We start from the raw sequence: 18,780 nt of genomic DNA, 5'->3' as shown, positions 1-18,780 counted from the left end.
CCGGCGGTGGGTCAATCGACACCGTCGACGGTGGTCAACAGCCGCTGGAACCACTTGGCCGAGTCCTTCGGAATACGCCGATAGTCGTCGTCGTAGTCGGTGTAGACGATGCCGAAGCGGGGGCGACGGCCCAGCACCCACTCGACGTTGTCCGCATACGACCAGGCGAAGTAGCCATCGACGTTGATGCCCTCGGCCTTGGCCGCCAGCACCGCCTCGAGGCTGCGGCGGTAGACCCAGATGCGGATGTCGTCGCACGCGACCATCGGGCTCCAGGCGATCCTGACCGCCGAAGCCGGCTTCGGTAACCACCATCCGCTTGGCCGCGGGATGGTTGGCGTACTGCGGAACGTCCACAACAGGGCGTCGGCGTCCTGGGGAATGCCGATCGCCGAGCTCACCGCGCCTCGGCGCTTGGCACGGTCATCGTCGGCACGGCCCCGATGACGGGCAGCTTCCGCAGCGCCACCAGCGGTCCGTAACACTGCACACCCATAAAGTCGTACTCAAACCGGGCGGCCTCGAGGTCGCCGTCTTCGATGTGCCGCTTCATCAGCTTGAGCAGCGGGGTGGCCTCGAACGGGTAACCCAGGCCGCCGGCCGGGTCGAGATGCATGTCGATGGCCAATGCCTCGATGGCACGCTTGCGTTTGGCCGTGCGCTCGTCGGTGGGTTCGTAGGGGTAGGCGACCGACATGACGTTGGTCGTGCCAATTTCGGCATCAGGCGGCAGCGCTGCCCGCATGCGGCGACCCGCCTCGGCGCAGGCCAGGTTGATGTGATGCACGCTGCGCAGGGTCGTGTTGGGATGCAGGCCCTTGCGACCGTAGAACCCCAACACCAGGTGGCCGGCCACGCTGGCCGGCTCGTTGAAAACCATCCACTTCTTGACGCGATCGCCGAAGCGCTCGGCGCACACCTCGGCAAAGCGGGCGAAGTCCTCGATGATCCCCCGCCGGGTCCAGCCGCCCTCGTTCCACAGCGCCAGCGGCAGGGTCCCAGTGGTGCACGGTCACCCAGGGCTCCATGCCGGCCTCGAGCGTGGCGTCGATCACCCGATCGTAGAACTCCGCGCCTTTGGGGTTGAGCGCCTCGCGACCGGTGCCCATGAGCCTGGGCCACGACAGCGAAATGCGATTGGCGCCGAACCCGAAGCCCTTGATCAGGTCGATGTCCTCGGGGTAGCGGTTGTAGAAGTCGATGCCCTGGTCGCCACCCTCGCCGGCGATCCGACCGGTGCGGTTGAGTTCATCCCAGATCGATGGGGCCTTGCCGTCAGCATCGGGTGCGCCCTCGATCTGAAAGGACGCCGAGGCCACGCCCCAGGTGAAGTCGTCACCGAAATCGCTGCGCTTCATCGGTGCGTCACAAAGAGTCGAGTCGCCTGAGCGGGGGTCATAGCCGGGAATGGTAGCCAAGAGGTCCAATGGTCCAACCAGGGTGGCCAACGTGGGAGGTAACGTCGGTGACGGCCGTTGGGCCGGTCCTGGGAGTGCACCCTCGAGCGCCCTCTCCAGCGTCCGGCGATGACGTCAGCACCGAGCTGGCGTTTCGACAACGGCGAGGAGAGGCGGGGTCATGCGGACCATCGGCAACATCTTGTGGTTCATCTTCGCCGGCGTCTGGCTGGCCCTCGGCTACGCGCTTGCAGGGCTCGTGATGTGTATCACCATCATCGGCATCCCCTTCGGGGTGCAGGCATTCAAGCTGGCGGCCTTCACGCTGTGGCCCTTCGGCAAAACCGTCGTGCGCAGCTCCGACGGCGGGTGCCTCGAGGTCGGGGCGAACGTCGTGTGGCTCGTGTTGTTCGGCTGGGAGATCTTCCTGGCCCACCTCGCCGCAGGGCTGCTGCTCTGCATCACGATCATCGGTATTCCGTTTGGGATCCAGGCGTTCAAGCTGAGCGTGCTTTCGCTGTGGCCCTTCGGTCGGTCGATCGTGCACCTGGATGACCTGCCTGCCAACGCCGTGGTCAGCTACGCGGTGCCCGCCGACCCGACCCAGAAGTAACCGCCGCCTGCCAACGCCGGCGAGCCACGGTCAGCCGCCACCCAACGGACCGATCGTCTGGCGGATCAGGGGGGACACCCGGGCGATAGGCCAAGTGGTGATGGCTCGGCGCGTCGAGGATGACGGCGTGGCCAGCAAACCCCGGCGCCAGGCGACCCACGTCGGTGCGCCGCAGCGCCGCCGCGCCGCCGGTGGTAACCGCAGCGATCGCCTCGTCGATCGTCATGCCCATGTCCCGCACCGCCAGGGCGATGCAGAACGAGATCGACGTCGTGTAGCTGGACCCCGGGTTGCAGTTGGAGGCCAGCGCCACCGTGGCGCCGGCGTCGATCACCCGACGGGCGTCGGGGTAGGGCTGACGGGTGGAGAAGTCGGTGGCGGGCAGAAACGTCGCCACCGTGTCGCTCCCGGACAGCGCCTCGATGTCGACGTCGGTCAGGTAGGTGCAATGGTCGACCGACGCGCACCCACACTCGACGGCCAGTTGTACGCCCGGCCCGTGGCCCAGCTGGTTGCCGTGCAGCCGCAGGCCCAGCCCGGCCGCCCGTCCGGCGTCGAGCACCGCCCGGCACTGGTCGGCGTCGAATGCCCCGGTCTCGCAGAAGGCGTCCACCCACTTGGCCGTCCCCGCCACCCGGCCGAGCATGTCATTGCACACCAGGTCGATGTAATCGTCCGCACGCCCGGCGAACTCGCGCGGCAGCAGGTGCGCTCCGAGAAACGTGGCCTCCGGGGTGTGGGCGCGGGCGATGTCGACCGACCGGGCCTCGTCGTCGACGGTCAGCCCGTAGCCGGACTTGATCTCGATCGTCGTCGTGCCCGCCCGGTGCGCCTCGGCCAGCCGGTTTCGGACCAGCGCGTCGAGCGCCGGGGTGGGCGTGGCCCGGGTGGCATCGGTGGTCACCTGGATGCCACCGCCGTCGTAGGGCTTGCCCGCCATGCGGGCGGTGAACTCCTCGGCCCGGTCGCCGGCGAACACCAGGTGGCTGTGCGAGTCGACAAAGCCGGGCAGCACGCAGGCGCCCTCGGCATCGATGCGGCGGTCGGCGAGCGCACCGGCGGGGCCCACCTCGACGACCACGTCGTTATCGATCACGACGCTGGCGTGCTCGACGATGCCCAGCGGGCCCCGGCCCAACGCCGGGTCGTTGGTGATCAGCGAGCCGATGTTGTCGATCACGAGCGATTCGGTACTCATTGGTCCAGCAACTCTCTGTTGGCATTGGTTGGGGTCGGCAACACTCAGTCCAGCAACACTCAATCCAGCAACTCTGCGATCGACACCTGCAGTTCGGCCGGGACGTCGAGCGTGGCATGGCGCCCATCGGCCACAACCACACGCCCGTCGACCAACACGTGCGTGACGTCACTCGCAGCGGCGGCGAACACCGCTGCCTCGATCGCCGAGCCGGGGGGCGTGCCGGCGGTGCGCACCGAGTCGAGGGTCACCGTTACCAGGTCGGCCCGGGCCCCCACAGTGATCGTGCCGGCGTCATCCCAGCCCAGGCTGCGATGGCCGTTCTCGGTCGCCATCGCCAGCAGCTCGGGCGCCGCGTGGACGCCGCGGCGTTGGCTGCGCAGCCGCTCGTGCAGCTCCAAGGCCCGGGCCTCCTCAAAGATGTCGATCGAGGCGTTCGAGTCGGTGCCCAGCGTCATCGCAATCCCTGCGTCGGCGAACGACGCCGTCGGGCCGATGCCGTCGCCCAGGTCGCGTTCGGTGGTCGGGCACATCGCCACGATCGCCTCGGCGTCGGCGAGCAGGACGATGTCGGCCTCGGTCAGGTGGGTGGCGTGCACGGCGCTGAACCGTGGGCCCAGCGCCCCCGCTGCGGCGAGCAGGGCGGTGGGCGTGACGCCGTGGTGGGCGAGGCAGGCCTCGTTCTCGGCGGTCTGCTCGGACACGTGGGCGTGCAGCGGGGCGTCGGTCGCCGCCGCCCAGTCGGTGAGCGACGACATCGCCGCCGGGTCGACCGCCCGCAGCGAATGGATCGCTGCGCCGACCCGCTGTGTCGAGGGATCGGGGCCGAGCAGGTCGACCCGTTGCGCCCAGTACTCGGCACTTGCGTCGCAGAAGCGGCGCTGCTCGGCGCCGACCGGCAGGTACCCGTCGCCGTCGAGGCCGCCGTGCAGGTACAACGTGTCGAGCAGGGTGATGCGAATGCCGGCCTCGGCGGCGGCCGCCAGCACCGCCTCGCCCATGGCGTTGGGGTCGTCATAGGGGGTGCCGTTGGCCTGGTGGTGCAGGTAGTGGAATTCGCCCACGCAGGTGATGCCGGCCAGCGCCATCTCGGCGAACGTCGCCCGGGCGAGGCGGTGGTAGCCGTCCGGGTCGAGACGGGCGGCCGCCCGGTACATCACCTCGCGCCACGTCCAGAACGTGCCGCCCTCGGCCTGGGTGCGCGACCGCAAGGCCCGGTGAAAGGCGTGGCTGTGGGTGTTGGCCAGTCCCGGGGTGCTCAGCCCCGCCAGGTGGGTGGCGCCGGGATCCGCAGCGGTGCCGACCACGATCGACGTGAAGCGGCCGTCCACCACCTCGATCGCCACGGACGCCTCGACCGACCCGTCGATCACCGCCAGATCGCAGTGGTAGCTGCCGCTGATTGCCCTGCTCACCGGCCCACCAGTGCCTTCGTGCAACCGGCAAGCGTGGCGACGCCTCCCCGACTCAGCTCGCCAACGGTGCAGCCGGCGTGTGGGCGGTGACCGCCACCCGGTTCCAGATGTTGATGGCCACGATCGCCATGACGATGTTGGTGACTTCGAGTTCGTCGAAGTGCTGGCGTGCAGCGTCCCAGACCCGGTCGGTCACGCCGTGCTCCCCCATGCGGGTGACCTCGTCGGTGAGTTCGAGCGCCGCCCGCTCCGCCTCGCTGAAATAGGGCGACTCCCGCCATGTGGCCACTGCGATCGCTCGCCGCGGATCCTCGCCCTCCGCCACGGCGTCGGTCGTGTGCATGTCCAGGCAGTAGGCGCAGCCGTTGATCATCGAGGCCCGGATCTTGATCAGCTCGAACAACGTGGGGTCGACGTTCTTCTTGGCGTAGGTCTCGAGCGCCAGCACCGCCTTGAACGCGTCCGGGGCCTGCTTCCACATGTCGATGCGCTGCTCCATCAGGAGCTCCCTTCGTCCGCATGGCGGCTGGACGCCTCCGTGCGTCACCCAGTTTGCTGCGCCGTAAACGCAGGCCGTGCGCGGTCAACAGCGCTGAGGTTTCCGTCACGAACCAACCCAGTTCACGAACCCACCATGCTCACGAACCCACCATGCTCATGAACCCACCCGGCCGACGAACGCCGTGATGCGCTCGACGAACGCGTCGCGGTGGTGGGTCTCGTACTCGTCCCAGGTGCTGAGGGTGGTCGGGTCGTCCACCTTGTCGATGAACAGCACGCCGTCCAGGTGGTCGCACTCGTGTTGCCAGGTGGCGGCGGTCAACCCACGGATCACCTCGTCGTGCTCGCCGCCGTCCCGGTCGAGGTAGCGCACCCGCACGTTGACGTGGCGCCGCACCTCGCCCCGCAGCGGCACCGACAGGCAGCCCTCGTTGATGACGACCAGCTCGTCGTCGAGCGGTTCGATCACCGGGTTGATCGCCACGGTCAGCGGGATGCGGGGCTTGTAGGGGTAGCGGGGGTTGTCGCCCACCTCCATGACGGCGATGCGCACCGGCTCGCCCACCTGGGTGGCGGCCAGGCCGGCGCCGTTGGCGTGGCGCATCGTGGCGATGAGGTCGTCGATCAACGCCTGGGTCGCCGGCGACGTGACGTCGGCCGGCGCAACAGGCTCGGCCACCTCCCGCAGCGCCGGGTGGCCGATCGACTGAACCTCTCGCGTTGCCATCAAGCAGCAACCAGTCCGTCGGACCGGGTCCACAGCATCGGGAACAGCGGATGGTCCATCGGCACCCCCTCGGGGATCTCGGCGTCCAGACCGTCGAAGGGCGGCGAGGTGGTCCAGTGCCGAGGGGCGTGCACCATGTCGTCGCCGAGGTAGCGCACCGACAGCACCCGCCGCCGGTTGGCGCCGGACACGCCCCCGGAGCCGTGCACGGTCAACATGTTGAAGAACACCGCATCGCCCGGCTCGAGCTCCCAGCCGAGGATCTTCCAGCGGTCGGGCTCGTTGTCGAAGTCGGGCAGCTCGGCCAGCGCACCGTCGGGAAACCACTTGGCCTCTTCGTCGAGGAAGGTGCGGGGCATGTACCAGGGACCCCGATGGCTGCCGGCGATGAACTCCAACGTGGCCGACCGGGCCACCGGATCGACCGGAAACCACATCGACGCGTTCTGGGTGCCGTCGACGTTGTAGTACGGCTGGTCCTGATGCCAGGGGGTGCGCTGCTTGGTGCCCGGCTCCTTGACCAGCACGTGGTCGTGGTAGAGCCGCACCGTGTCGGAGTGGGTCAGCTCGGCGGCGATCTCGGCCCCGGGCGACTCCTTGATGAAGCGCTCCATGGCCGGCAGCCGATTCCAGTTGCAGAAGTCCTCGATAAAGGCCCCGTCGCTGTCGGCGCTGGCCCGCTTGGCCCTGGGGGACAGGTCGGCGAGATTCTCGTCGATCGCCTCGGTGGCCCAGCCGATCTGTTCGGGGGTGAACGCGCCACGCACGCACACCGCCCCGTCGGCCTCGTAGTCGCCCTCGATCGTCCAGTTACTCATGATGTTGCCTCCGTCTTCATAGGTATCGTGACGCCGCGCTCATCGGCCACCTCGATCGCTCGGTCGTAGCCGGCATCGACGTGTCGAATCACGCCCATCCCCGGGTCGTTGGTCAGCACCCGCTCCAGCTTTTCGGCCGCCAGGTCGGTGCCGTCGGCGACGCTGACCTGACCGGCGTGGATCGACCGGCCGATGCCGGTGCCGCCGCCGTGGTGGATGCTCACCCAGGTGGCCCCCGAGCAGGTGTTGATCAGGCCGTTGAGCAAGGGCCAGTCGGCGATGGCGTCGGACCCGTCGGCCATCGCTTCGGTCTCCCGGTAGGGCGAGGCCACCGATCCGGAGTCGAGGTGGTCGCGGCCGATCACCACCGGGGCGGACAGCTCGCCGGAGCGGACCATCTCGTTGAAGCGCAGCCCCAAGCGATGCCGTTCGCCGTAGCCCAGCCAGCAGATGCGAGCGGGCAGCCCCTGAAACGCCACCCGTTCGCCGGCCAGCTGAATCCAGCGGTGCAGGCCTTCGTTGTCGGGGAACTCCTCGAGCACGGCCCGGTCGGTGGCGGCGATGTCCGCCGGGTCGCCCGAGAGCGCCACCCAGCGGAAGGGGCCAAGCCCCTCGCAGAACAGCGGGCGGATGTAGGCGGGCAGGAACCCCGGGTAGTCGAAGGCTCGGTCGAAGCCACCCAGCTTGGCCTCGGCCCGCAGGCTGTTGCCGTAGTCGAACACCTCGGCGCCGGCGTCCATGAAGCCGACCATCGCCTCGCAGTGGGCCGCCATCGCCGCTCGCGACCGCCGGGTGAACTCGGTGGGGTCGTTGCGCTTCATGTCCTCGGCCGCCTCGGAGGAGAGGTCGTTCGGCATGTAGCTCAGCGGGTCGTGGGCGCTGGTCTGGTCGGTGACGATGTCGGCGTCGACGCCGTCGGCCAGCAGACGGGGCAGGATGTCGGCGGCGTTGCCGAGCAGCCCGACCGACAGCGGCGTCTTGGTGCGCTTCGCCTCGGTCACCCTGGCGACGGCGCTGGCGTAGTCCGGGGCGATCTCGTCGAGGTAGCGGTGCTCGTGGCGGCGCTGCACCCGCCACGGGTCGACGTCGATGCACAACGCCACGCCGTCGTTCATCGTCACCGCCAGGGGCTGGGCGCCGCCCATGCCGCCGGCACCGGCGGTGACGGTGAGAGTCCCCGCCAGCGTGCCGCCGAAGCGGAGGCGGGCGATCTCGGCAAAGCACTCGTACGTTCCCTGCAGGATGCCCTGGGTGCCGATGTAGATCCACGACCCGGCGGTCATCTGGCCGTACATGGTGAGGCCTTGGGCCTCGAGACGACGGAACTCGTCCCAGTTGGCCCAGTCGGGCACCAGGTTGGAGTTGGCCATGATCACTCGGGGCGCCCACTCGTGGGTCCGCATAATCCCGACCGGCTTGCCCGACTGCACCAGCATCGTCTCGTCGCGTTCCAGCGAGGGGAGCCCCTGAAGCATCGCCCGGTAGGCGTCCCACGAGCGGGCGGCCCGACCGGTGCCGCCGTAGACGACCAGCTCGTCGGGGTTCTCGGCCACCTCGGGGTCGAGGTTGTTCTGCAGCATGCGGTAGGCGGCCTCCTGCTGCCAGCCCTTGCAGGTGAGGTTGGTACCGCGGGGTGCCGAGATGTTTGTGACCGGGGTGCCGAGGGGACCAAACGTGTTGCTCATGGCTTGCAGTGTGGCCGTCACACCACTACGTTGTCAATCAGTAACAACGTTTGTCACCAGACGACACACTCGGCACGCAGCGAAAGCGATCGGAGCAGGCGATGAACCCGGACACCCGAACCCTCCACCCCGACCACCTCCGACGGCGGAGCTCGACGGCACGGCATCCGAGGATCCGGCGGTCCCCCTCGCTCGATCGGAGGGCTCCTCGACGTGCTGGAGATCGTGCTGTCAAAGCACAGCTGCAACCTGACCAGCGCCGCCACCACGTCCGGTCTCACGCCCACCACCACGCTGCGCTACCTGCGGGCACTCGAGGTTCGCGGCTACCTGGAACGCAACGATTCCGGCGACTACTCGGCCGGACCCACCCTGTTGCGCCTCTCCGCCTCGCTGCGCGACCGCAGCGTGCTCGACCGGCTCGCCGCCGCCGCCCAGCCCCACCTCGATCGGCTGGCCGCGGAGACCGGCGAATCCGCCTACCTGGCGATCAGCGACGGACGTATCGGCACCTACGTCGCCGCCGCGGAGAGCCCCCGGGCGATCCGCCACGTTGGCTGGGTCGGCCAGGATGTGCCCCTGGAAAACTCCGCCCTGGGGTCGGCGCTGCGCAGCCCCGGCCTGGTCGTCGATCGCACCGGTGCGATCGAGGAGGACATCACCGCCATCAGCCGAGCGCTTCCCGTCGAGGGGACGCTGGGCATCGCCGTGTCGATCGTCGGGCCGGAGCACCGCTTCGGCATCGAGGAACGCGCCGAACACGAAACCGCACTCAACCATGCCGTCGAAGCGCTCGAACGCGAGCTTCGCTTCAGCGGAGAGGACCTCACATGACCATCCAACTCGACGGCCCCGGCGTCACGATCGCCAATGTGGTCGCCGTCGCCCGCCAAGGCGAGCGGGTCGAGCTGACCCCAGCCGCACTCGACGCGATGGAAACCGCCCGGGCAACGGTCGAACGTCTCGCTGAAGGCGCACCCAACTACGGCATCTCCACCGGGTTCGGCGCGTTGGCCACGGTGTCGATCCCGCCGGAGCGACGACGCGCACTTCAGGCCGCCCTGGTCCGCTCCCACGCCGCGGGCATGGGCGACCCGGTCGAGGACGAGGTCGTCCGGGCGATGATGCTGCTTCGCGCCCGCACCCTGGCCCTCGGCTACAGCGGTGCCCGTCCGCTGGTGGCCCAGGGCATGGTCGATCTGCTCAACGCCGGCATCTCGCCGGTCGTGCCCGAAGTACGGGTCGCTCGGCGCCAGCGGTGACCTGGCTCCGCTGGCCCACGGCGCCCTGGCGCTGCTCGGCGAGGGCGAGGTTGACCACGACGGTCGCCGCCGCCCCGCAGCCAACGCCCTGGCCGACGCCGGCCTCGAGCCGATCGTCCTGGCCGAGAAGGAGGGTCTGGCGGTCACCAACGGCACCGACGCCATTCTGGGCATGTTGTGCCTGGCGATCGACGACACCGCGCGCCTGCTCGTCCAGGCCGATGCCATCACCGCCATGACCGTCGAGGGCTGCTGGCCACCGCCTCGCCCTTCGCCGCCGACCTTCAGGCGATTCGTCCTCCAGCCGGGCCAGGCCGTCTCCGCCGCCAACCTGGTGACCATGCTCGCCGACTCGCCGATCGTCGCCAGCCACGACACCCCCGACGACGTGCGGGTGCAGGATGCCTACTCGATCCGCTGCACCCCCTCGGTGCACGGGGCGGTGCGAGACACGCTGGCCCATTGCACCTCGGTCGCCGGTTACGAGCTGGCCTCCGCCATCGACAATCCGATGGTGCTGCCCGACGGCCGGGTCGAGTCGTGCGGCAACTTCCACGGGGCTCCGCTGGGTTTGCCGCCGACTTCTGGCGATCGCCGTCTCCGAGATCGGTGCGATCGCTGAGCGTCGGATGGACCGCATGTTGGATCACACCCGCAGCCAGGGGTTGCCGCCGTTCCTGCCGGAGGAGGTCGGGGTCGACAGCGGAATGATGATCGGGCACTACACCGCAGCGGCGATGGCATCGGAGAACAAGCGCCTGGCCGCCCCGGCGTCGGTGGACTCGCTGCCCACGTCGGGCATGCAGGAGGACCACGTGTCGATGGCGTGGCTGGCGGTGCGCAAGCTGCGCAAGGTGATCGACAATGTCCGGCGGATCCTTGCGGTCGAGTACATCTGCGCCGCCCGGGCGATCGACCTGCGGGCACCGCTCGAGCCCTCCCCCGCCACCGACGCACTGCGTCAGCTGCTGCGGACCGAGGTTTCCGGACCGGGCCCCGACCGCTACCTGGCCCCGGAGCTGGCGGCCGCCGAGAAGCTGCTCGAATCAAACCGCTTCACCGAGGTGCTCGCCGAGGTCGGCGTCACCCTGCACTGACCTTGACCCTCGAGCGGGCGGGTGAGGTCTTCCACCCGGATTGAGATTCTCTCAACCTCTAGGCATACTGACAGTTCCTACACAGGATCGTATGCAGGATCGTGGCAATACCAAACAGGGGTGATCGCCGTGACGGCAACCAAAGACCGCATCTACCAACCCTTCAGACCTAGCTGGCAACCACCGCAAAACCTTCATCGCTGAGGCGCTGGACTCACAGGCCCGGCTGCGCAGCACCGACGGCGAATCGCTGATCATGCTGCGCGAGGCCCGCCTCGAACACGTGGCGGCCGTGCGTGACTCACGCCGTCGCCTACCTCACCCTGGATATGGCCCTGCGCCGCCCCCGCGAGCAACGCCGGCCCGGTGACTACGGGCCTTGGGCGTTCCTGGACGCCTTCGAGGACGACGACATCGAAGAGTTTCAGCAAGAGGTCAACGACGCCATCGTTCGCGCAGCTTCTGGAGGGGACCACTCCCCTGTTGAGCGTCTACTGCACGAATGGCAGATGAGTGCCGAGACCCTCGCTGACCCTCTTGCCCGGAAATCTCGAAGGTCGGAGTTCCGACGAAGACTGGGTCGAGGTCGAGGACGTCGCAGAGACGAACGAGGCACTCCAGGGCGAAGGCTGGAGCCGTTGAGCCGCGACGGCCCGAAGCCAAAGGCGTACGCCCTTCGTGTCAGCGCTACCCGGCCTCAGGACATCCGAGTGAGAAGCCAGCTGGCGTGCTGGTACACCGCAAGCAGGTTCAGGACTGGAACCGCATCACCGAGATGTGCGGCGAGAGCAACGCGATCGAACTCTGGACGCACTTGACGACGCAACCCAACCAGAAACCCCTCTTGGGGACTGTCACGCCTATGAAAGGCCGTCAGTATGGCGCTACCTGTGACGGGATGTCACGCGTCTACCACTACGAGATCACCGGTGGCGGACGAGTGGACTACCGCTACAACAAGGAGTACCGGGTCAGCGGGAGTGGCGACGTGCACCAGATCGTCCAGATCGTCCTGGTATCCCTCGGAAGCCATTAGCAGCGCTGAATGCCGAAGGGCCGGGACGGATTCGGGTTCTGAACCGTGTTGGCTGGCCGGTTGAACGGCTTGGCCGCCTGCTCCAGGTTGCTGAAATTGATAGAACCAGACCGTGACGCAACGGCCCCAAGGCTCCGCACCCGAGTGCAACAGAGCCTGGGCGGAAGCTCGTCAAGGTGGACAGGTCGCTCAATGCGGTGACCGACGACCGCTTCGCTGCCACAGTTGAGCTACATCGGACTGACCACAAGAGGTAGGACCAACCTCGCCAACGCCGGGTTGGTGGGACCACCCGATTTAGTCGCTATGAGGCGCTGTCGGGGTGCCATGGTCCGTCGTAGTGACGGAAGACGTAAACGGCCACTTCGCATTCAAGCGACCGGGCGGCGTCGCCGATCAGCGCTCCAAGGATCGACTCGATCCGGTCCAGGCGATTCTGAACGTGTTGTAATGCACGTGGAGGCGTCGGGCGCCTTCGGCCATGTTGCGGGTCTCCAGCCACATTCCCAACGTCGGAACCAGCTCGCTGTGGTGGCTCCGGTCGTAGTCAACCAGGGGTCCGATCGCCTGCTCGACGAACTCGGCCAGATCCTCGGTCGGCGTGGAGGCCAGCAGGCGTTCCAGACCAAGCTGGTCGAACACCGCCGTGACGTGGCGCCCCCTCGCCCACCGTCCGACGTCGACGGCACGGCTGGCCTCGAGGTAGCTCCGGGGTATCGACATCGGATCGTCGACCCGCCGACCGACGCCGATGCTGACGTTGACGTCGACCACCCGCTCGTCGAGCTCCCGGCGAAGCCGTTCGGCGATCGCCCGCCACTCGGCCGGTTCGGCGCTTTCGGGGGCGATCAGTGCGGCGATCGTCGTGCTGCGGGTCCAGACGATCGCCTCCCGTCCCAGCGTGATCTGGGCAGCCGCAGAGATGGTGGCCAGGGCGGTCGACACCACGTCCTGATCGACCGGCGGGTCGATCGAGGCCAACAGCACGGCCCGCGGGCGGGCCAGATCCCATCCGAAGCTGATCGCCCGCTCGGCCACATCGGCGATATCGCCGGCGTGCCCCGAGATCAGCTCTTCGAGCGACGTGGCAGCGAATCGGGCGCGCTCGGCGGCGGCGGCGGTGGCATGGGCCATCCGCACAGCGATCGATGACGAAGCGCGTTGCAGCGCCAGCCGTCCCTCGTCGTCGAGTTCCGTTTCCGTGGTGAGGGCGACGATCTCGCCGTAGCGGAACTCCCCGGCCAGGATCGGCTGGCGGACCCAGCGAGACTCGGCAAAGTCGACCCCCACTTCGGCGTCGGAGGGCACGACCACGGTCGCCCGCCCTTCGGGGTCGAGCACGGCGACCGGGCAGCCGAGCAGCAGGTACAGGGTGGTGGCGATCTCCGGGCGCCCGCCGGCGAGGACGATGGGGGTGAAACGCTGATGAATGTCGAGGATGCGCTCCAGGCGCCTGCCCTGAGCATCGAGCAGCGCGTCGAGCACCGCTGTGGTCACGTCGGCGAGCACGGCCTCGCTGGGAAAGGTGATCAGCGGCACGGCCTGGGCGTCGGCCGCCCGCAACAGCGCCTCCGGCAGTGGGTTGTCGCCGTCGATGCGAACGGCGACCGCCGCCACCCGAGCGGCATCGAACCGGCCGAGCAGGTGCTCCCAGGCCTCGTCGGTGGCGAGCAGCGCCTCGGCGCTCGTCACGACGAACTCGCCCGCACCCACCGTTCGCAGCAGCCCGGCGTCGCTGCGGTCTTTGCCCGGCTCACCTGCCGGTTCAGGCCGCCGACCCCGGCGACCACCTGGGCGTCGCTGCTCATCGCATCGACAACCGCACCGACGTCAAAGGATCGCCACACGCCCCCAGTCTGGCCCGTCGCGGCACGCCCGCCGACGCCGACGCCGTGGTCGATGTCGGCTGCGTCCCCGCAGAACGCTGCCGAAGGTGCGCAGGGTCACTCCTCGGGCGGTGACGACGAGCGGGTGCTAGGAACGAGGCAACAAACAGAGCGAAGCGAACCGAGCGAGCTGGGAGAAAAGATCATGCTGGACGTTGTCAACCGGTTGTTGAAGCTGGAGGCCGAGCTCGTCGTGACGATCACGCTCCCACTCGACCGGCACCGGCCCCACAGCGACGCGGACCGCATCCGACTCCGCAACCTGGTCGCCGATGCCACCGCCCAGGTGAGCGACCGCAGTGACCATCCCCGCCCGATCATCGCCAACCTCGATCGTGCCGCTGGGTCGGTCGATCTCGGCGGCGGAGCGTACGGGGTGGTCCTCGTCGCCACCGCCGACGTGGCCGAAGCGCATCCGTTGCCGTTCCCTGTTCGAGAGGAGCTGGCTCTGGCGACCACGCCATCGACGCGAATGCTGGTGCAGGGCCTGCGGAGGAGCCCCGCTATCGAGTGCTCGTGGTGTCCGACCACGTTGCTCGGCTGTTTGCAGCGGTGCGCGACGACCTGAGCGAGGTGACCGACCATGGATTTCCGTTCTCGGGCGACATCGCTCACAGCGATCGCCGCGCCGTCGCCGGCCGCTTTGCGCGCGAACCGGCCGGCGACGACCAGGAGCAGCGGCGCAACTTCTACCGGAGCGTTGACAAAGGCCTCGCCGAGGTGATCCGCGAGGACCCGCTGCCGATCGTCGTCGCCGGCGTCGAACGCTCGGTGGCCACCTTCACCGAGGTCACCGAGCACGCGTCGCTGAGCGCCGGCCATATCGACGGCGGCCACGACGACACCTCGGCCTACGACCTCGGCCAGTTGTCGTGGCCGGTCATGCGTCAGCGGCTCAAGGAGCGCCGGTCCGAGGTGATCGATCAACTGAGCGCAGCCGCCCACGCCGAGAAGGCGGTCACCGGCATCGACGAGGTCTGGCAGCTGGCCCGGGAGGGCCGAGGCCACCTGCTCGTCGTCGAGGAGGACTATCGCTCGCCCGTCGGTCGAGGCGGACGGGTACCGCTTGGTCCCGGCCGCCCCGGCCGACGTTCAGGTGATGGACGATCCCATCGACGAACTGATCGAGCACGTCGTGCGCACCGGCGGCTCGGTCGAGTTCGTGGCCAACGACGCTTTGGTCGACCTGGGCCGCATCGGCTTGATCCTTCGCTGAGCCCAACCCGCAGAGCCGAGCGATTCGGTGATGGTGGGGTCAGCTGGCGTAGATGCCGTCGATCAGGCCGTCGTAGTGCTTGGCCACTATCGCCCGCCGCACCTTCATCGTCGGCGTAAGCTCGCCATCGTCAACGCTGAAATCGTGCGGCAGGATGGCGAAGGCGCGGATCGACTCGGCACGCGACACCGACGAGTTCACGTCGTCGATCGCTTCTTGCACCTTGCGCGCAGGTCGGGGGTGATCGACGACGTCGGCCACCTTCACCTCGTCGCCCGCCTCGCCGGGCCACCAGGCATCGAACACTTCCTCGTCGATGGTGACCAGCGCCGAGATGAAGCGGCGGTTGTCGCCAATGACCATCGCCTGGCTGATCAGCGAGTGCGAACGTAGGCGATCCTCCATCGGCTCCGGAGCGACGTTCTTGCCGCCGGCGGTGACGATCAGCTCCTTCTTACGGCCGATGATGCGAAGAAACCCGTCCTCGATCCGACCGACATCGCCGGTACGGAACCAGCCGTCGTCGGTGAGCACCTCGGCGGTGGCCTTGTCATTCTTCCAGTAGCCCTGGAACACCTGGGGGCCCTTCCAGCACCTCGCCGTCGTCGGCGAGACGGATCGTCGTCCTGGCCACCGGTTTCCCCACGGTGCCTGGCCGCCAGGCGCTCAGCGTGTTGACGGCGAGCACCGGGCTGGTCTCGGTCAGCCCGTAGCCCTCGAAGATGCGAACGCCCGCCCCGTCGAAGAAATAGGCGAGCCGGTCGCCCAGCGGCTGCCGCCGCTGAATGCGAAACGCAACGAGCCGCCGAAGACCGACCGGATCTTTGAGTACACCAGCCGGTCGAACAGCGCGTGCTCCGCCTTTGGTCAACAGACCGACCGAGCCCTTCGCCCGCTGCTTCGAATAGCTGATCGCCACCTCGGTGGCACGGGCGAAGATCGGGCCGAGATTCTTCGCCTTGCTCTGTTGCTGGGCTGCGCTGAACATCTTCTCGAACACGCGGGGCGCGGCCACCACCATCGTGGGGGAGACCATTGCCAGCTCTTCGGGCAGGTTGGAAATGCCGGAGGAGAACACCCCTGGAACGGAGGTTGGCGTGGGTTGTCTTGCACCCCTTGGGACGCCCGGTCGTCCCCGACGTGTACACCATCGTTGCCAGGTCGTCGACGCTGATCGCAGCGATTCGCTGGTCAAGTTGTTCGTCGGTGACCTCGACGCCACGGATGACCAGTTCGTCCAAGCCACCCTCGTCGATCACGAGCGCCTCGCGGCACGCCACCTCGGGGTCGGCTACGCAGCCCTCGATCTTCTCGGCCATCTGCGTGTTCTCAGCCACGGCGAGAACCGACCCGCTGTCGGCGAGGATCCAATCGACCTGTTCGCCGGCGGAGGTCTCGTAGATCGGCACGGTCACGGCACCCACGGCGAGGATGGCGTAATCGACCAGCAGCCACTCCAGGCGGGTGGCCGACATGATCACCACCCGGTCGCCGGGCTCCACCCGCGAACCGATCAGGCCCTTGGCCAGCGAGCGCACCCGGGCGAGAAATTCGGCCGCGGTGACGTCGATGAACGTCGAGCCGTCCCGGATACCGGCGACGACCTTGTCTGGATCGACCCGAGCACGCTCAATAATCGGCTGGAGCAGGTGGGCATGAGAGGCCAGAGGGGCGAGGTCGCCGCCTCGCGTCTCTATGATCCCGCCCCCGCCCGCCGGCCCTGCACCCTGTGGGGTGGTCGTCGTCATCGCCTCGCCTCCTCGGTCTGGAACTCTCAGGTCTACAACGCTGACTCCGGCTGGCGCATGTCGATGCTACCCACTGTGAACAACCAACAAGCTAGTGGCCCAAATGTCGTATGATTCCTCCAGTGCAGAACTCGACCTCCTCCCCTACGTTGGCGTGTAGCACGGCTGAGCCCTCGCTTCGCTGCGCGCCCGGGGGGCGCTCGCCCGTCACTTTCATGCATGCCGCTCGGAGAGGAGCAACGATGACGACCACCGCTACTGGTCCCAACACGCCGTCGGGTACCGACGAGCACATCACTGGCGCCCAGGAACGAACCCTGCGCACCTGGCTGACCGATCAGCTCACGGCGCAACGCGAACGCGTACAGCTGGCGACGGAAGCGTTCGAAGCGCTTGCTGACACCAACAACCCCGTCCACCGCGAGGCGGGTCGCGACGAACTCGACGCTGCGCTCGAGGCTGTCGCCGAGCTAGAGCATTCGCTTGAGCGCGTCGACGAGGGCTCCTACGGCGTCTGTGCCGAGTGCGGCAAGGACATCCCCTTCGAGCGCTTGGAAGCGGTGCCCGACACCGACTATTGCGTCGAGTGCGCCGCCTCCTACTGATCCCAGCCTTTTAGCGACCAACCGCTGCCGTAAACGCGGTGTAGTCCTCCGCGTTCAGGTCGGCGTAGTTGGACGCGAATTGGGCGAGGTGGCGGGCGATCGTCTTGCCACCCCCCAGGTAACCGGAGATGGCAGCGGCGTCACCGGTGCGAGCGTGAGCACGGGCCAGGGTGTGGGCGCACATTTTGGCGTACACCTCCATCTGTTCAGGCTGCATCGAGTCGATGTCGGCCGAACCCTTGCCGTCCCACAACTGGCGAAAGTAGTAGTCGTGGGTACGTCCGTCGACGCCCTGCGACCGGGTCCAGCCCAGGAAGACATCGCTCGCAGATTGAATCATGCGCTGACCTTCCACCACCCGCTGGCCGTGGGTCGACCACTCGCTGGCTTCGGTGTGGGCTTCGAGCACTGAAGCCTCGGCCTCCTTCACCTGCAGCATCAAGGGATCATCGTCGTCGCGACCCATCATCAACGCCACCCAGCACCTGGTGCCAACGCTGCCGACGCCAACCACCTTTCGAGCCAGGTCGACGAAGCGGTAACGATCCAGCAACAGCCGCCGGTCGGTTTGGAGGGAATCGCGATAGGACTCAAAGGCCTTGGTGACGACGTCGACCACCTGGTCATACTCAGCGTCGGCCAGCACCTCCTCGACCCGCTCGAACAGCGGTGGATCGCTGGCGAAGCGCGGCACCCCGTCGACGACGGTCACCAGTTTTGAGAATGCTCGGAGGTTGTTCTTCGATCGGGCCTTGCGCAGCAGACGTGCGAGGTTCTTCATCGTTTCCGGGCTGAGCTTCGAACCCCACCGTGCGTTCGCTTCGTCCATCGTCAGGTGGTCGTACCAGACGTCCAAATAGCCCGAGGCGGCCATCTCGGCGATCGACGAACAGAAAGTCCGCCCCAGGTGCTCCAGAATTCGATGCCGTTTCGCCTCAGGAAAGCCGTTTGCCCGGCCCGCAACTTCGAAGCTGGCGGCCAGGCGCTGCAGGTCCCATTCAAACGGGCCGGGATTGGTCTCGTCGAAGTCGTTGATGTCGAAGACCAGGTTGCGTTCGGGCGACGTGAAGACACCGAAGTTGGTGAGGTGGGCATCGCCGCACAACTGCACGTTGAGACCGGAGTTCGGTGTTCCCGCCACGTCGGCGGCGAAGACGGCGGCTGCGCCCCGGTAGAAGGTAAATGGCGACACCACCATGCGCTCGTGACGGATGGGGACCAACTCCGGCACCCGGGTGGTCTCCTGTTCGGCGAGGATCTCCACCGCCGGCCGCCGGTCGGTCGGCGGGGTCCAGTCCGCCATCGTTGAGCGTGGAGCCTCCTTGCGCAGCTTGCGCCCCCGCTCCCTCTGCTCAGCCGGTGAACTGGTCTTCTCCGCCATGGTGGTCATCGGGCGAAAATACCACCCCTCAGCCGACATCGAGCCGGATTTCTTGAGCGTCTGCTCCAATCACCCCAATCGGGTGACGCCGAGTCGCTCAACGTCTCATTGCGCTGACATTCGATGTTGTCGCTCCGCTCGATGTCCAAGTTGGCACACGCGTCAGTTGATCAGCCGTTCAAGACCTGGTGAGGA

Annotated in this window: 18 protein-coding genes and 2 pseudogenes; 7 read left to right on the top strand and 13 right to left on the bottom strand. The window is 67.7% G+C overall.

Translation table 11 applies throughout. The features are described 5' to 3' along the window. Window positions 1-11 precede the first annotated feature (11 nt). From IPN02_12315 to IPN02_12305, 3 genes are read right to left on the bottom strand one after another with little or no spacing between them, the layout of a single operon-like run. Window positions 12-401 carry a glycoside hydrolase family 1 protein gene (locus tag IPN02_12315; GenBank protein MBK9297590.1) on the bottom strand — a complete coding sequence of 130 codons (390 nt, stop codon included), beginning with the start codon at window positions 399-401 and terminating at the stop codon, window positions 12-14. Further along, entirely contained in the window at window positions 398-787 is a 390-nt protein-coding gene (locus tag IPN02_12310) for a family 1 glycosylhydrolase (GenBank protein MBK9297589.1), read from the bottom strand. Before IPN02_12310 ends, IPN02_12315 begins: the two co-directional genes overlap by 4 nt. Beyond that, entirely contained in the window at window positions 723-1,358 is a 636-nt protein-coding gene (locus IPN02_12305) for a family 1 glycosylhydrolase (protein ID MBK9297588.1), read from the bottom strand. Before IPN02_12305 ends, IPN02_12310 begins: the two co-directional genes overlap by 65 nt. Window positions 1,359-1,578: 220 nt before the next feature. On the opposite strand from IPN02_12305, the gene IPN02_12300 reads away from it, so the two are divergent. Further along, window positions 1,579-2,010 carry a YccF domain-containing protein gene (locus tag IPN02_12300; protein ID MBK9297587.1) on the top strand — a complete coding sequence of 144 codons (432 nt, stop codon included), beginning with the start codon at window positions 1,579-1,581 and terminating at the stop codon, window positions 2,008-2,010. Here the strand turns inward: IPN02_12300 and IPN02_12295 are convergent. The 6 genes from IPN02_12295 to IPN02_12270 all read right to left on the bottom strand — a co-directional run bounded on the left by IPN02_12295 (window position 1,973) and on the right by IPN02_12270 (window position 8,354). Further along, on the bottom strand, window positions 1,973-3,208 hold the full coding sequence (locus IPN02_12295) for an imidazolonepropionase (protein MBK9297586.1): 1,236 nt from the start codon (window positions 3,206-3,208) through the stop codon (window positions 1,973-1,975). The genes IPN02_12300 and IPN02_12295 overlap by 38 nt on opposite strands. A 59-nt stretch (window positions 3,209-3,267) precedes the next feature. Then, window positions 3,268-4,623 carry a formimidoylglutamate deiminase gene (locus tag IPN02_12290; protein ID MBK9297585.1) on the bottom strand — a complete coding sequence of 452 codons (1,356 nt, stop codon included), beginning with the start codon at window positions 4,621-4,623 and terminating at the stop codon, window positions 3,268-3,270. A 52-nt stretch (window positions 4,624-4,675) separates the two neighbouring features. Beyond that, window positions 4,676-5,122 (bottom strand): carboxymuconolactone decarboxylase family protein, encoded by a 447-nt coding sequence (locus IPN02_12285; GenBank protein ID MBK9297584.1) that lies wholly within the window; start codon window positions 5,120-5,122, stop codon window positions 4,676-4,678. Between the two features lie 156 nt (window positions 5,123-5,278). After that, a complete protein-coding gene (gene def, locus IPN02_12280) occupies window positions 5,279-5,851 on the bottom strand; it encodes a peptide deformylase (protein MBK9297583.1) in 573 nt (190 codons plus the stop codon). After that, complete coding sequence (locus tag IPN02_12275; GenBank protein ID MBK9297582.1) at window positions 5,851-6,669, bottom strand: phytanoyl-CoA dioxygenase family protein; 819 nt, start codon at window positions 6,667-6,669, stop codon at window positions 5,851-5,853. Before IPN02_12275 ends, def begins: the two co-directional genes overlap by 1 nt. Then, window positions 6,666-8,354 (bottom strand): urocanate hydratase, encoded by a 1,689-nt coding sequence (locus IPN02_12270; protein MBK9297581.1) that lies wholly within the window; start codon window positions 8,352-8,354, stop codon window positions 6,666-6,668. Before IPN02_12270 ends, IPN02_12275 begins: the two co-directional genes overlap by 4 nt. A 213-nt stretch (window positions 8,355-8,567) precedes the next feature. Here IPN02_12270 and IPN02_12265 point away from each other — a divergent pair, with 213 nt between their 5' ends. From IPN02_12265 to IPN02_12255, 3 genes and pseudogenes are all read left to right on the top strand, one after another. Next, complete coding sequence (locus IPN02_12265; protein MBK9297580.1) at window positions 8,568-9,188, top strand: helix-turn-helix domain-containing protein; 621 nt, start codon at window positions 8,568-8,570, stop codon at window positions 9,186-9,188. Continuing rightward, window positions 9,185-10,713, top strand: a pseudogene (hutH, locus tag IPN02_12260) (histidine ammonia-lyase). Before IPN02_12265 ends, hutH begins: the two are co-directional and overlap by 4 nt. 898 nt (window positions 10,714-11,611) lie before the next feature. Then, window positions 11,612-11,749 (top strand): hypothetical protein, encoded by a 138-nt coding sequence (locus tag IPN02_12255; protein MBK9297579.1) that lies wholly within the window; start codon window positions 11,612-11,614, stop codon window positions 11,747-11,749. A gap of 396 nt (window positions 11,750-12,145) precedes the next feature. On the opposite strand, the gene IPN02_12250 is transcribed toward IPN02_12255, so the two are convergent. Together IPN02_12250 and IPN02_12245 are read right to left on the bottom strand one after the other, a co-directional pair. Then, window positions 12,146-13,441 (bottom strand): hypothetical protein, encoded by a 1,296-nt coding sequence (locus tag IPN02_12250; protein ID MBK9297578.1) that lies wholly within the window; start codon window positions 13,439-13,441, stop codon window positions 12,146-12,148. Further along, a complete protein-coding gene (locus IPN02_12245) occupies window positions 13,438-13,596 on the bottom strand; it encodes a hypothetical protein (protein MBK9297577.1) in 159 nt (52 codons plus the stop codon). The genes IPN02_12250 and IPN02_12245 overlap by 4 nt, the downstream gene beginning before the upstream one ends. A gap of 184 nt (window positions 13,597-13,780) precedes the next feature. Between IPN02_12245 and IPN02_12240 the strand changes: the two genes are divergently transcribed. Together IPN02_12240 and IPN02_12235 are read left to right on the top strand one after the other, a co-directional pair. Further along, on the top strand, window positions 13,781-14,203 hold the full coding sequence (locus tag IPN02_12240; GenBank protein ID MBK9297576.1) for a hypothetical protein: 423 nt from the start codon (window positions 13,781-13,783) through the stop codon (window positions 14,201-14,203). Continuing rightward, entirely contained in the window at window positions 14,155-14,970 is an 816-nt protein-coding gene (locus IPN02_12235) for a hypothetical protein (GenBank protein ID MBK9297575.1), read from the top strand. Before IPN02_12240 ends, IPN02_12235 begins: the two co-directional genes overlap by 49 nt. Here the strand turns inward: IPN02_12235 and IPN02_12230 are convergent. Beyond that, window positions 14,891-16,599 (bottom strand): annotated as a pseudogene (locus IPN02_12230) (long-chain fatty acid--CoA ligase). The gene IPN02_12235 and the pseudogene IPN02_12230 sit on opposite strands and share 80 nt — an antisense overlap. A 242-nt stretch (window positions 16,600-16,841) precedes the next feature. On the opposite strand from IPN02_12230, the gene IPN02_12225 reads away from it, so the two are divergent. Next, complete coding sequence (locus tag IPN02_12225) at window positions 16,842-17,204, top strand: TraR/DksA C4-type zinc finger protein (protein MBK9297574.1); 363 nt, start codon at window positions 16,842-16,844, stop codon at window positions 17,202-17,204. A 10-nt stretch (window positions 17,205-17,214) separates the two neighbouring features. Here IPN02_12225 and IPN02_12220 read toward each other — a convergent pair whose 3' ends face one another. Then, on the bottom strand, window positions 17,215-18,594 hold the full coding sequence (locus IPN02_12220) for a DUF2252 domain-containing protein (GenBank protein ID MBK9297573.1): 1,380 nt from the start codon (window positions 18,592-18,594) through the stop codon (window positions 17,215-17,217). Window positions 18,595-18,780 lie beyond the last annotated feature (186 nt).

It is taken from the genome of Candidatus Microthrix subdominans, from assembly GCA_016719385.1.
In the GTDB taxonomy this organism is placed as follows: Bacteria; Actinomycetota; Acidimicrobiia; order Acidimicrobiales; family Microtrichaceae; genus Microthrix; species Microthrix subdominans.
This window is presented reverse-complemented; position numbering and strand designations above follow the sequence as displayed.

Excerpts from the sequence above, each read along its gene's own strand:
- IPN02_12305 (MBK9297588.1), bottom strand. The coding sequence starts at position 1,358 with ATGAAGCGCAGCGATTTCGGTGACGACTTCACCTGGGGCGTGGCCTCG.
- IPN02_12300 (MBK9297587.1), top strand. The coding sequence starts at position 1,579 with ATGCGGACCATCGGCAACATCTTGTGGTTCATCTTCGCCGGCGTCTGG.
- IPN02_12295 (MBK9297586.1), bottom strand. The coding sequence starts at position 3,208 with ATGAGTACCGAATCGCTCGTGATCGACAACATCGGCTCGCTGATCACC.
- IPN02_12285 (MBK9297584.1), bottom strand. The coding sequence starts at position 5,122 with ATGGAGCAGCGCATCGACATGTGGAAGCAGGCCCCGGACGCGTTCAAG.
- def (MBK9297583.1), bottom strand. The coding sequence starts at position 5,851 with ATGGCAACGCGAGAGGTTCAGTCGATCGGCCACCCGGCGCTGCGGGAG.
- IPN02_12275 (MBK9297582.1), bottom strand. The coding sequence starts at position 6,669 with ATGAGTAACTGGACGATCGAGGGCGACTACGAGGCCGACGGGGCGGTG.
- IPN02_12270 (MBK9297581.1), bottom strand. The coding sequence starts at position 8,354 with ATGAGCAACACGTTTGGTCCCCTCGGCACCCCGGTCACAAACATCTCG.
- IPN02_12255 (MBK9297579.1), top strand. The coding sequence starts at position 11,612 with ATGTCACGCGTCTACCACTACGAGATCACCGGTGGCGGACGAGTGGAC.
- IPN02_12240 (MBK9297576.1), top strand. The coding sequence starts at position 13,781 with ATGCTGGACGTTGTCAACCGGTTGTTGAAGCTGGAGGCCGAGCTCGTC.
- IPN02_12225 (MBK9297574.1), top strand. The coding sequence starts at position 16,842 with ATGACGACCACCGCTACTGGTCCCAACACGCCGTCGGGTACCGACGAG.
- IPN02_12220 (MBK9297573.1), bottom strand. The coding sequence starts at position 18,594 with ATGACCACCATGGCGGAGAAGACCAGTTCACCGGCTGAGCAGAGGGAG.